10 protein-coding genes are annotated in these 11,838 nt (G+C 59.4%); 2 read left to right on the top strand and 8 right to left on the bottom strand.

What is annotated here, in order from left to right; genetic code table 11:
• Positions 1–65: 65 nt before the first annotated feature.
• The 4 genes from DMP17_RS06750 to DMP17_RS06765 all read right to left on the bottom strand — a co-directional run bounded on the left by DMP17_RS06750 (position 66) and on the right by DMP17_RS06765 (position 4,824).
• Positions 66–1,142, bottom strand: coding sequence for an enoyl-CoA hydratase/isomerase family protein (locus tag DMP17_RS06750; protein ID WP_337828295.1), 1,077 nt, complete (start codon positions 1,140–1,142; stop codon positions 66–68).
• Positions 1,143–1,247: 105 nt separating this feature from the next.
• Positions 1,248–3,026 carry a PHA/PHB synthase family protein gene (locus tag DMP17_RS06755; protein ID WP_337828296.1) on the bottom strand — a complete coding sequence of 593 codons (1,779 nt, stop codon included), beginning with the start codon at positions 3,024–3,026 and terminating at the stop codon, positions 1,248–1,250.
• A gap of 238 nt (positions 3,027–3,264) precedes the next feature.
• Positions 3,265–4,410, bottom strand: a complete 1,146-nt coding sequence (locus DMP17_RS06760) for an acyl-CoA dehydrogenase family protein (protein ID WP_337828297.1) — start codon at positions 4,408–4,410, stop codon at positions 3,265–3,267.
• A 120-nt stretch (positions 4,411–4,530) separates the two neighbouring features.
• Positions 4,531–4,824, bottom strand: a complete 294-nt coding sequence (locus DMP17_RS06765) for a hypothetical protein (protein ID WP_337828298.1) — start codon at positions 4,822–4,824, stop codon at positions 4,531–4,533.
• Positions 4,825–5,057: 233 nt separating this feature from the next.
• Between DMP17_RS06765 and DMP17_RS06770 the strand changes: the two genes are divergently transcribed.
• Positions 5,058–5,507, top strand: a complete 450-nt coding sequence (locus DMP17_RS06770) for a YybH family protein (protein WP_337828299.1) — start codon at positions 5,058–5,060, stop codon at positions 5,505–5,507.
• An 8-nt stretch (positions 5,508–5,515) separates the two neighbouring features.
• Here the strand turns inward: DMP17_RS06770 and DMP17_RS06775 are convergent, their stop codons facing one another.
• The 3 genes from DMP17_RS06775 to DMP17_RS06785 all read right to left on the bottom strand — a co-directional run bounded on the left by DMP17_RS06775 (position 5,516) and on the right by DMP17_RS06785 (position 8,050).
• Complete coding sequence (locus tag DMP17_RS06775) at positions 5,516–5,935, bottom strand: hypothetical protein (protein WP_337828300.1); 420 nt, start codon at positions 5,933–5,935, stop codon at positions 5,516–5,518.
• 40 nt (positions 5,936–5,975) lie between these two features.
• Entirely contained in the window at positions 5,976–6,407 is a 432-nt protein-coding gene (locus DMP17_RS06780; RefSeq protein ID WP_337828301.1) for a hypothetical protein, read from the bottom strand.
• A gap of 146 nt (positions 6,408–6,553) precedes the next feature.
• A complete protein-coding gene (locus tag DMP17_RS06785; RefSeq protein WP_337828302.1) occupies positions 6,554–8,050 on the bottom strand; it encodes a CoA-acylating methylmalonate-semialdehyde dehydrogenase in 1,497 nt (498 codons plus the stop codon).
• 93 nt (positions 8,051–8,143) lie between these two features.
• Here DMP17_RS06785 and DMP17_RS06790 point away from each other — a divergent pair, with 93 nt between their 5' ends.
• On the top strand, positions 8,144–9,040 hold the full coding sequence (locus DMP17_RS06790) for a LysR family transcriptional regulator (RefSeq protein ID WP_337828303.1): 897 nt from the start codon (positions 8,144–8,146) through the stop codon (positions 9,038–9,040).
• Between the two features lie 204 nt (positions 9,041–9,244).
• Here the strand turns inward: DMP17_RS06790 and DMP17_RS06795 are convergent, their stop codons facing one another.
• Positions 9,245–11,779, bottom strand: a complete 2,535-nt coding sequence (locus tag DMP17_RS06795; protein WP_337828304.1) for a ligase-associated DNA damage response DEXH box helicase — start codon at positions 11,777–11,779, stop codon at positions 9,245–9,247.
• Positions 11,780–11,838: the final 59 nt, after the last annotated feature.

The raw sequence follows: 11,838 nt of genomic DNA on the forward strand, positions 1-11,838 counted from the left end.
CGGAGATGGATCCCCGATCAAGTCGGGGATGACGAGCCTTTAATCAAACTCCTCAGCCCCGCCCCTCAACTCCCCAGCGGCGTCCACGCATCGCGTTCCGGCAATGGCTCAAAGAAGCGGTCCACCATCGCGTCGGTGACGCCTTCGGGCGTAGCGGGTTCCCATTTGGGGGCGTGATCCTTGTCAATCAGGACCGCGCGCACGCCTTCGATAAAATCGGGGTGGCGGAACATCCGCACGACAATGCCATATTCCATGCGCATTTCGTCGAGGAAGTGGAACTGGCGCGGGCTTTCGACGAGCAGGCGCAGCGACACTTTACATGCAGTCGGCGATTTGGTGCGCAAGGTCGCCAGCTCCTTTTGCGCCCATTCACTGTCATCGGCTTCAAGGGCTGCGAGGATGTCCTCATAGCGGTCCGATGCGAACAGGCGGTCGATCTGCGCATAATTTTCGACGATGCGCGCAGGCGGCGGTTCGACCGATGCTTCCTTGAGGATCGCTTCGATATGGGTGGGGGTCTCGGTGAGCTTTTGCTTCACCTCCTCCAGCCGCTCCGACGGGATATAATGGGTCGCAAGGCCGAGCGCCAAACATTCCGCCCCGTCAAGCCGCGCGCCGGTGAGCGCCAGAAACTGCGCTACCCGCCCGCGCAGGCGCGACAGATAACGCCCTGCCCCCACATCGGGGAACAGGCCGATCGAGGTTTCGGGCATCGCAAACATGGTGCGCTCGGTCGCGATGCGATATTTGCACGGGCAGCTAATGCCGACGCCGCCGCCCATCGTCACCCCGTCCATGAACACAATCCCGCGCTTAGGGTATGTGTACATCAAATGGTTCATGCGATATTCTTGGAAGAAGAAGGCTTGCCCCGCAGCGCCATGCCCTTCGCTCGATTTGGCAATCGTCACCACATCACCGCCCGCGCAAAAACCGCGCCCTTCGGCATGGTCGATCATGATGATCTTGACTTCAGGGTCATTGCGCCAGTCGAGCAAGGCTTCGGTCATCGCCTGCACCATGGGGAGGTTGAGCGCGTTCAATGCCTTGGGACGATGCAAGCGGATACGGCCGACCCCGCCTTCTTTGAAGGTGAGGACGTCTTCTGTTGTTACTTTTTCCATTACGTCTGTTGTCACGATTTAAGTCTTCATTCCATATGTTCCCCCGCGCAGGCGGGGGCCTAGTGTTAGGTTGCGCAATACTGCCCTAGGCTCCCGCCTTCGCGGGAGCACAATAGGCTATCAATCCATGCTTACATAGCTACCAGGGGCGGGTTCAATGGCTTTGAGCTTGCCGCTGCCGGGTTTTCTTGCAGGCACCAATTTATCGACACCTTGCGCGCTCAGCCATGTGTCCCAATGCGGCCACCAGCTTCCTTCATGGCGGATCGCTTTGTCGAACCATGCGTCGGCGGTGGGCACAAGCTTGTCGCCGGTCCAATAGCCATGCTTATTGGCCGCGGGCGGGTTGATGACCCCGGCATTATGGCCTGATCCGCCCAGCACGAAACTCACCTTGCCGCCAAATAGTTTTGCGCCTGAATAGACCGCCTCCCATGCCGAAACATGGTCGTCTTTCAACGCAATCAGCATGACCGGCGTTTTGATTTTACCAAGGTCAATCGCGACGCCATCCATTTCAAACGCGCCCGCTTGGGTGAGTTTATTGCCGTGGAGCAGCCCGCGATTATAGCTGGTCAGAAAGGCCTGCGGGATGCGCGCACCATCTTCGAACCAATAGAGAAGGTCGGACGCGGGCGCTTCCTTATCGAGCAGATAATGGTTGACCACCGACGACCAGATAAGGTCATTGGCGCGTACTGCGCTGAACAATTGCTGCAATTCGGTCGAATCAATAAAGCCCTGTTTTTCCAGATGATTGTCGAGCGCATCAAGATGGGCTTCATGCACGAACGCTGACCAGTCGCGCATATCGCCGAAATCGACCATCGAGCCGATGAGCGTTGCGCTATTGGCTTCCTTCTCGCGCTTTTGTGCCGCGAGCCATGCGAGGGCGACCGCAACCAACGTCCCGCCCAAGCAGAAGCTGAATAGGTCAACCGATTTCGCTCCCGTCGCGGCGCGCGCGGCATCCATCGCTTCGACAATGCCATCGCGCACATATTCGGCCACGCCATTGTCGCGATGCGCCGCGCCGGGATTGACCCAAGAGATGACAAATACCGTGCGGCCTTGGTCCACCAGCCATTTCACCAGACTGGATTTAGGCTGTAAATCAATCATATAATAGCGGTTAACGAGCGGCGGCACATAAACCAGCGGAGTTTCATGCACGTCCGGTGTTGCGGGATCATATTGGATGAGCTGGAACAGATCATTCTGGAAAACGACGCTGCCCGGCGTTGCGGCAATGGTTTCGCCTTTGCGGAATATATCGCTGGTGCGGCGCTTCACCACGCCCTTGCCCGCCGCCACATCCTGCAACAAATTGGCAAAGCCCGACACAAGGTTCGCGCCGCCGGTTTCCGCGGTGCGTTTGACCACATCGGGGTTGGTCATCGGGAAGTTGGTGGGCGCAATCGCGTTCAGATATTGGTCGAGCAGAAATTCGCCCATCGCCTTGTCCGGCCCGGCAAGCCCCGGCACATCGGCGACCATTTCGCGCATCTGCTTGGCCGCGATCAGATAAGCGTCGCGCACCGATCGGAAATAGGGATTATCTCCCCATTCGGGCGCGGAAAAGCGGCGGTCGCTGCGCGGAATTTCGACCGGCGGGGTGGTGTCCTGTTTAGGCATAAACGCCCCGCCCCAAAAGTCGGCCCATTGCTTCACCGCTTCATTTTGCGCGGCCATGAGCTTTTTGGGGTCCGCCGCCAGCCCGAACGCATAGCCGGTCATGGTACGCAACAGCGCGGTCGGATCATAAGCCTTGCCCGACACCGGCTTGGGCTTGGCGTGCGCCAGATCAGCCAGCGCGGCGTTCATATTGCCCAGCGCCTTTTGCCACATATCGGCGATATTGGCTTCGGGGGCGGACGGTTCGAAAGGGGTTTTGGTCATTCGATACTCCAAATCCTCTTAATCACTATCGCAACACGGAGGTAAGAATAAACCTTCTCCCTTGATGGGAGAAGGATATGAAGCCTTACGCCGTAGGCGTTAGGCGGAGTTGGATGAGGGTGAAGCGAGCCGTAGGCTCGCGCGGTCGTGCCGACCGCTTACCCCTCACCCAGCTTCGACTAGCAAGCAAGCTTGCAAGTCTGCGCAACCCTCTCCCACAAGGGGAGAGGGGGAGGAATTACTGCCGCAACATTTCGCGCGCGACGATCATCCGCATGATCTGGTTGGTGCCTTCGAGGATTGAATGGACGCGCAAGTCGCGCCAGAAACGCTCGATCGGATAGTCGCGCAAATAGCCATAGCCACCGAATAATTGCAGCGCATCGTTGACAATCGCAGAGCCACTATCGGTCGCAAGCCGCTTGGCCATTGCCGCAAATTTGGTCTTGTCGGGCGTGCCTGCTGTCACCTTGGCAGCGGCGAGATAGAGGAGTGCGCGGGCGGCTTCCAGATCGGTCGCCATATCCGCCAGCATGAACTGCGTATTTTGGAAATCGGCGATGCGCTGTTTGAACTGGCTGCGATCCTTGGTGTAATTGACCGCCTCATCAAGGCAGCGCTGTGCACCACCCAGCGAGCAAGCGCCGATATTGAGCCGTCCGCCGTCCAGCCCCGCCATCGCAAAACGGAAGCCTTCGCCTTCCTGCCCCACGCGATTTTCGACCGGCACCTTCACATTGTCGAACATGACCTGAGCGGTGGGCGACGCATTCCAGCCGAGTTTCTTTTCCTTCGCGCCGAACGACACGCCCGGCATATCCTTGTCGATGACGAGGCAGCTAATCCCCTTCGGCCCGTCATCGCCGGTGCGCACCATCGTCACATAAATATCATTGACGCCCGCGCCCGAAATAAATTGTTTCGTGCCATTGACGACATAATGGTCGCCTTCCAGTTTCGCGGTGGTTTTAAGCGCCGCCGCGTCCGATCCCGAACCCGGCTCGGTCAGGCAATAGCTTGCCATTTTTTCCATCGAGACAAGGTCAGGCAGATATTTGGCTTTGACATCGGCCGAGCCGAAACTGTCAATCATCCAGCTTGCCATATTATGGATCGAAATGAAGGCGGAGGTTGCGGGGCAACCATAAGCCATCGCTTCCATAATCAGCGCCGCATCGAGCCGCCCAAGCCCGATACCGCCCGATTCTTCGCGCACATAAATGGCCGCAAAGCCAAGCTCTGCGGCCTGTTTGATGACATCGCGCGGGAAATGGGCTTTTTCGTCCCATTCCGCCGCATAAGGCGTGATGGCATCGGCGGTAAACTTGCGCGCCATGTCCTGGATCGCAAGCTGGTCTTCGGTGAGTTCAAACTGTGTGGTCATGGCGATACTGCTAGCACCGCCAGACGATCATATCCACAATATTAGGCCTATTTTACGCCAATCATGCTGATAAAAATCCTTAAATTCCGCTGCGGCATGGCGCGCATCGGACAGGTGCGTTCAGTTCGTCGTCGCGTGCGGGGTTTCGACTGCACCATCAGGCGCACCACCGGCCCGCCCCTCGGGCTGTTTGGCGCCGGTTGCAGCATCCGGTGCAGCGTCGGCGGCATCGCCATCCGCTTCGTCGGCGGGCATGGATTCGTCGGGGACGATGATGTCATCGCTTGATACATCGGTGCCGGGCGTGACTTCGCTCACTTCTCCGGGTTTTGCTTTTTCAGCCTCGGGCTGCGCTGCGGGCGAACAGGCGGCCAAAGCGGCCAAGGCGGCTGCGGTCATCGCATATTTCATCATAGGCTTTCTCCTATAGTATAGCTACGCAGAGACCGACGACCCGGTTCCGGCTTGCGCGGTTTATCCGGACAATAAGCGGCATTTGCAAGCCAGCTTGCACATTTTGCCAGCCGGATGCGCCAATTTCGGGGTGAATGAAGGCCATACCCGCCCGCGACACCGCTCGCCGCACCCCTGGTTGACCATGAAAAATCATAGGCTTAGCTATATGCCGATAAGCGAGAGGAGCATTTATGGTTTTTTTCAGTTCGACCAGCGTGGCACTGGCTTTACTGGCCGCAAACAGCGCATCGGCGAGCGAGAGCGCGGCCTTTGAAGCGGCATTGGCGCAGCATATAGCTGCCATCCAACAGCGCGACATGGCGGGGATGGAGGCGACCATTACCAGCCAGCCGGAGCTGGACCTCATCTTTCCCAACGGTAAACATACCGGCACCCGCGCGGAATTTCTAAGCTTTCACCGCGAATGGTTTGCCGACAAAAATTGGAGCATGAGTTTCGAGCGCAAGCGCGTGACGGTCGGCAAGGACATCGCCGTTGCACTCTATCGGTCGGGCTATACCGACACGAGCAAGCCGGTTCCGGAAACGCGTTATAGCTGGCTTAACCTCAGCTTTCGTAAGGAAGGCAAGAAATGGGTGTTGTTCCATGACCAGAATACGCGGATTCCGGAGAGCAAATAGCAATATCCCTATGCTGGTGGTGTGATTTCAAGCGCCACCTCTTCGGCCACTTCCTGTTCGTCGAGCAGTTCGCGGCGCATCGTAAAATCGCCGCCTTCGGGCGCAATCGTCCAGCGACCGACAATTTCCGTAGCTTCGCTGTTGAGCCGCCCGTGATAGTCGACGCGGTGGGCCGCGTCCGATGCCCCGTCATAGGTTTTGGCAAAGGCAATATCCGCGCCATTGCGGTGGCCGGACAGGAAGGCATGGAGTTCGCGGCTGGTCAGACCGATGCTGTTCGGCTCGCTGATCGTGCCGGAATGCGTCCCGCCTTGTTCGTCGAGCAGGACCAGAAATTGCACCGGATCGCCTATGCCGCCATCATAGCTATAGCGTCCGACCCAAAAGCCGGTGAGGTTGTCGCGGGATTGGCGCGGCGAGCGGCTCATAGACTCTGGCTCATAGAGCGGTGCGAACGCTCTGCCCCGCTCAGCGGCAGCGATAGAGCGAGCGGTTGCCGCCCGATGCGCCCGATGCGTTAGCGATGAGAATCTGTTGCTCGTTGATCGACAGGCGCCACAATTGGCGCGCTTCGGATGCGCCGCCGCCGCCTTCATAGCGCATCACCACCTGATATTCGCGGTCATTGGCGCTGCTCCGCGCAAGCGATACCAATGTCCCCGCGCCATCGGCCTGACGCACGCCCTTGGCATGAATGTCCCACAGCAAAGCGGCATTGCCTTTCTGGTCGAGACAAGCGGCGCGCTCGGTCGCCCATTTGCCGATGAAGGGCGCGGGGAATTTACCGCCTTTAACCTCTTCAAATCCGGCATTGCCCGCCTGCATCGCCATCACCGGAGACACCATCACCGGCGCTGCCGTTACCGCCAAAAATGCTGCCGCCACCAGACGCTTATCCACCGCACATACTCCTGAAAAAATCCGGTCTTCCCCTTATATGGGAAAGCGTGGCGGCGGCGCAAGCATGCGCGCGTCGGACTTGTGCTTAAAAAAATGGCCGCGAGCCCTATGCGCGCGGCCATTTCAGGGTTCAGATAAGATTAGCCTCACCCCATCGTCGGGATGACAAAGGCATTGCCGCCATCGGGCGAACCGTCCGGCCAGCGCGCGGTCACGGTCTTGACCTTGGTCCAGAATTTGACGCCTTCCATGCCGTGCTGGTTGGTGTCGCCGAACGCCGAGCGCTTCCAGCCACCGAAGGTATGATAGGCTACCGGCACGGGAATCGGCACATTGATGCCGACCATGCCGACATTGACACGGGCGGCAAATTCGCGCGCCGCATGGCCATTGCGCGTGAAGATCGCAACGCCATTGCCATATTGATGTTTGGACGGAAGCGCGACTGCTTCTTCAAAATCCTTGGCGCGCACCATTTGGAGGACGGGGCCGAAAATTTCTTCCTTATAGCTTTCCATGTCGGGGGTGACATGGTCGAACAGGCTTGGCCCCATGAAATACCCATCTTCATAGCCTTGCAGCTTGAAGCCGCGGCCATCGACGACCAGTTCCGCGCCTTCATCGGCGCATTTCTGGATCCAGCCTTCGACTTTGGCTTTGTGGGCGGCGGTGACGACGGGGCCATAATGGGCGTCGGGGTCGGTCGAAATGCCGACTTTAAGCGCATCCATTGCGGGGATGAGTTTTTCGCGTAAACGATCGGCAGTTTCATCGCCCACCGGCACCACGACCGGAAGCGCCATGCACCGCTCCCCTGCCGATCCGAACGCCGCGCCGGTCAAGTCATTGACCACCTGGTCAAGGTCGGCGTCGGGCATGACAATCCCGTGGTTCTTCGCACCGCCCATCGCCTGCACACGCTTGCCCGCAGCGACCCCGCGATTATAGACATAATGCGCAATGTCGGACGATCCGACAAAGCTCACGCCCGCAATATCGGGATGGTCGAGGATGGCATCGACCATTTCCTTGTCACCATGAACGACCTGCAAAATGCCTTCGGGAGCGCCTGCTTCAAGGAACAGTTCAGCGAGACGCACCGGCACCGAGGGATCACGCTCAGACGGTTTCAGGATGAACGCATTGCCGACCGCGACCGCTACGCCGAACATCCACATCGGGATCATTGCGGGGAAGTTGAACGGCGTAATCCCTGCCCCAATGCCCAGCGGCACGCGGCTCGAATAGACATCAATGCCGGGGCCTGCACCCAGCGTATATTCGCCCTTTTGCGCGTGCGGGATGCCGCAGCAAAATTCGATCACATCAAGGCCGCGCTGCACATCCCCCTTGGCATCGGCCAGCACCTTACCATGTTCGGACGACAGCATATGTGCGAGTTCGTCAATATTCTGTTCGACCAGCCGTTTGAATTCGAACATCACACGCGCGCGGCGCTGCGGGTTGGTGTTCGCCCAAGCGGGCTGCGCTTTTTTGGCCGCTTCCACAGCGGCATCAAGGACCGCCTTGTCGCCCAAAGCGACCTTGGCCTGCACGACGCCCTTATTGGGGTCAAACACATCGCTTTCGCGGGCGGGAGCGAAGGATGCGCCTCCGGCAATAAAATGGTCAATCTGGCGCATGGTCGAGTCTCCGGGGGATAAAGAATTTGCGCATAGTGTGCCGCTCAAAATTGTTGCAGGCAAGGGACAATGTTGCGACTATAAGCTGCAATTATGCAGGCGATTGACTGGAGCGAATATCAGGCCTTCTTGGCCGTGGCCCGAACCGGGCAACTGGCGCGCGCGGCACGGCTGGAGGGGGTTGATGCGACCACGATGGGGCGGCGGCTGCGCCGTCTGGAAGCGCGGCTTGGCACGACCTTGTTCGAGCAAACCCGCGAGGGCCAGAGTTTGACGGAAGCGGGCGAGGCGCTGCTTGCCCATGTCGAAACTATGGCACAAGCAGCCGACACAATTGCCGCCACGCGCGATGAACATGGCGGATTGGCGGGAACATTGCGGGTGAGCGTGTCCGAAGGCTTCGGAAGCTGGTTCCTCGCGCGCCACCTCCCCGATTTTGCGCGCGAGCATCCGAACCTGTCGATTGATCTGGTCGCAAGCAACGGCTTTTTGAGCCCCTCCCGCCGCGAAGCCGACTTAGCCGTCATGCTTTCGCGTCCGAGTGCGGGGCCGGTGGTCGCGCGCAAATTGTCCGATTATCGCCTGCGCCTTTACGCCAGCGCCGACTATCTCGCCGCCAATGGCACGCCCCAATCGCGCGCCGATTTGACGCAAGGCCATTGCCTGATCGGCTATATCCCCGACCTCATCTACACCCCCGAACTCCATTATCTCGACGAGATAGAACCGGGCCTCAACGCGCATATCCGCTCGTCGAGTATTCACGCGCAATATCAGTTGGTCGCGAGCGGCGCAGGTATCGGGGTCCTCCCTTGCTTCATTGGTGATGGCGAAAACGGGTTGGTGCCATTGCTCGATGATGTCCATATCACCCGCAGCTTCTGGCTGGTGAGCCATAAGGATACGCAGAATTTGAAACGCATCCGGCTGTTCAAGCAATGGCTGGATAGGGTGGTGCGGGGGAGTCACAAGGTGTTGATGGGGGTGTAGTAAAAAAGCCCCTCCCCTTCAGGGGAGGGGTTGGGGTGGGGTCTGTCAGTATAACGCAACGCTAACCGCAAAACCCCACCCCACTACGACTAAGAATTTTCGCTGCGCTTCAAATTCCTAAGTCTCTGTTGCCCCTCCCCTAAAGGAGGAGGGGCGTTTGCGCTTGCCATCCCCTCCCGCTTGCGGGAGAAGCGTTTACTCACTTCACCCCATCGCCTCGTCCGCCAATGCCTCCGCCATCGCGAGTAATTCATCCTCGGTTGCTGCCCGCGCGACATTTTCGTGGCCGACGATTACCATCAGCGGCACCGCGAGCGGGGACACGCGCTCCAGCACCTTATGCACCATCGTATCTTCCGCGCGGTCGAGGAGATCACCGAGCCTTGCCACATCGGCCATCCGGGTGCGCGCGTCCGCCCATGCCGCTTCCAACAGCAGATGGTCCGGCTCATATTTGCGTAGCACATCATAGATAAGATCGGTCGAAAAGGTCACTTGCCGCCCGCTTTTCTTTTGCCCCGGATGCTGGCGCTCGACCAGGCCGCCGATAATCGCGACCTCGCGGAATGCGCGTTTCAGCATATGCGATCCTTCAACCCATTCGACAAATTCATGGTCCAATATGTCGGGCGAGAGCAAGGCGGCGGGGTCGGTGACCGGCTCCAGCCCATAGGTCAAAAACGCATAATCATTGGCGACAAAACCCAAGGGTTTCAGCCCCGCATCCTCCATCCGCCGCGTGACCAGCATCCCCATCGCCTGATGCGCGTTCCAGCCTTCAAAGCTATAGACCGCCATATAATGCTTGCCTTCATGCGGGAAGGTTTCCACCAGCAAATCACCGGGCGCGGGGATGGCCGAACGCTGCGCCTGAATTTCCAGCCATTCGCGCACATCGTCAGGAAAGCGGTGCCACTGGTCGCGTTCATGCATCAACGTGCGCACCCGCCCTGCCAAATTGGTGGTGAGCGCAAGCCTTAGCCCCGTATAGCTGATAATCCGCGCCGGACGGGTGGACGCGCGCACGATCAGGTCGTGCTCCTTCATCCGCTCGACTTCGACCGCCATGCCTGCAAAGTAGAACGCATCACCGGGCATCAAGGTAGAGGCGAAATATTCCTCTACCTGCCCCAAATGCCGACCATTTTTGAAGCGCAGCGAGATCATTGGCGCGTCAACGATAATGCCCGCATTCATGCGATGCTGGCGGATGAATTGCGGGTGCGCGACCCGCCATATGCCGTCCGCCTGCCGCACAATCCGGCTATATTTGTCATAGGCTTTGAGCGCGTAACCGCCATTGGCGACGAAATGCAGCACGCGTTCAAATTGCGCGGCATCGAGCGCCGAATAGGGCGTCGCCAACTGGATTTCGGCGAGCAAGGCTGCTTCATCGAACGGCGCTGCACAGGCGCAGGCCATGATATGTTGCGCGAGCACATCCATCGCGCCGGGCCGGAAAACTTCCTGATCGAGTTCGCCATCGGCAATCGCATCGAGCGCGGCGCGGGCTTCGAGATATTCGAAACGGTTGCCGGGGACGACAATCGCCTTGGACGGTTCATCGAGCCGGTGATTGGCGCGGCCGATGCGTTGAACGAGGCGCGAGGCCCCTTTGGGCGCGCCCATCTGCACCACGCAATCGACATTGCCCCAATCAACGCCGAGGTCGAGGCTCGCGGTCGCGACCAGTGCGCGGAGTTTCCCCGTCGCCATCGCTTCTTCAACCCTGCGACGCGCTTCGACCGACAGCGATCCGTGATGGATGCCGATGGGGAGTTGATCCGCGTTCGCTTTCCACAAATCCTGAAAGATAAGCTCGGCTAAGCTGCGCGTGTTGCAGAAGATCAGCGTCGTCTGGTGCGCGGCGATAATTTCCATGACATGGCCCGCCGCATAGCGCCCGCTATGGCCCGACCAAGGCACACGGCCTTCGGGGACAAGAATTTCAATGTCCGGCTCCGCGCCGGGTTCGCCCGCGACCAGCCGCACGCTGTCCATATCCCCCCACGGCGCGAGCCAGGCGCGATAGGCGTCCGGGTCGGCGATGGTTGCGGTGAGGCCGACGCGGCGCATGGCGGGCGCAATCGCCTGTAGACGCGCAAGGCAGAGACTTAGGAGATCGCCGCGCTTTTGGGTAGCAAAGGCGTGGATTTCATCGACGATGACGGTCTTGAGATTGGCAAACAGATGGACGCTATCTTCATGCGCGAGGAGGAGCGACAGCGATTCCGGTGTCGTCAGCAAGATTTGCGGCGGGCGTACCCGTTGCCGCGCCTTACGGTCGGACGGCGTATCGCCCGTGCGGGTTTCGACGCGGATGTCGAGACCCATCTCGTCAATCGGGCCAAGCAGGTTACGCCGCACGTCGACCGCAAGGGCTTTTAAGGGGGAGATATAGAGGGTGTGCAACCCTGTCTCCTCCCCTGCAAGGGGAGGTGGCGCGCCCGCTAGGGCGTGACGGAGGGGTGGTGCGCTCTCGTCAGGGCGATACCCCGCCACCACCCGGCTATCGACGAGCGGCCCCCCTCCCCTTTCAGGGGAGGATTTGGGAGGAACTGCCAATTCTTCCAGCACCGGCAGAAATCCTGCCAGCGTTTTGCCCGCGCCTGTTGCGGCCACCAGTAGCGCATGGTCACCAGCCCGCGCGGCGTCCAGCATTTCGGCCTGATGCCGCCGCAGCCGCCAGCCTTTGGCAGCAAACCAATTAGCGATGACGGGAGGAAGCGGTGCGGTCACATCGCTTTATGTAGGAAAAGGCTGGCGAAAATACTACTATGCGCAGACAGTCCCAGAGA

The sequence above is a fragment of the Pseudonocardia sp. TMWB2A genome (genome assembly GCF_017312135.1).

What these genes read in the sequence shown, in the direction of transcription:
- DMP17_RS06755 (WP_337828296.1), bottom strand. Translation starts at nt 3,026, where the DNA reads ATGACCAAAACCCCTTTCGAACCGTCCGCCCCCGAAGCCAATATCGCC.
- DMP17_RS06760 (WP_337828297.1), bottom strand. Translation starts at nt 4,410, where the DNA reads ATGACCACACAGTTTGAACTCACCGAAGACCAGCTTGCGATCCAGGAC.
- DMP17_RS06765 (WP_337828298.1), bottom strand. Translation starts at nt 4,824, where the DNA reads ATGATGAAATATGCGATGACCGCAGCCGCCTTGGCCGCTTTGGCCGCC.
- DMP17_RS06770 (WP_337828299.1), top strand. Translation starts at nt 5,058, where the DNA reads ATGGTTTTTTTCAGTTCGACCAGCGTGGCACTGGCTTTACTGGCCGCA.
- DMP17_RS06775 (WP_337828300.1), bottom strand. Translation starts at nt 5,935, where the DNA reads ATGAGCCGCTCGCCGCGCCAATCCCGCGACAACCTCACCGGCTTTTGG.
- DMP17_RS06785 (WP_337828302.1), bottom strand. Translation starts at nt 8,050, where the DNA reads ATGCGCCAGATTGACCATTTTATTGCCGGAGGCGCATCCTTCGCTCCC.
- DMP17_RS06790 (WP_337828303.1), top strand. Translation starts at nt 8,144, where the DNA reads ATGCAGGCGATTGACTGGAGCGAATATCAGGCCTTCTTGGCCGTGGCC.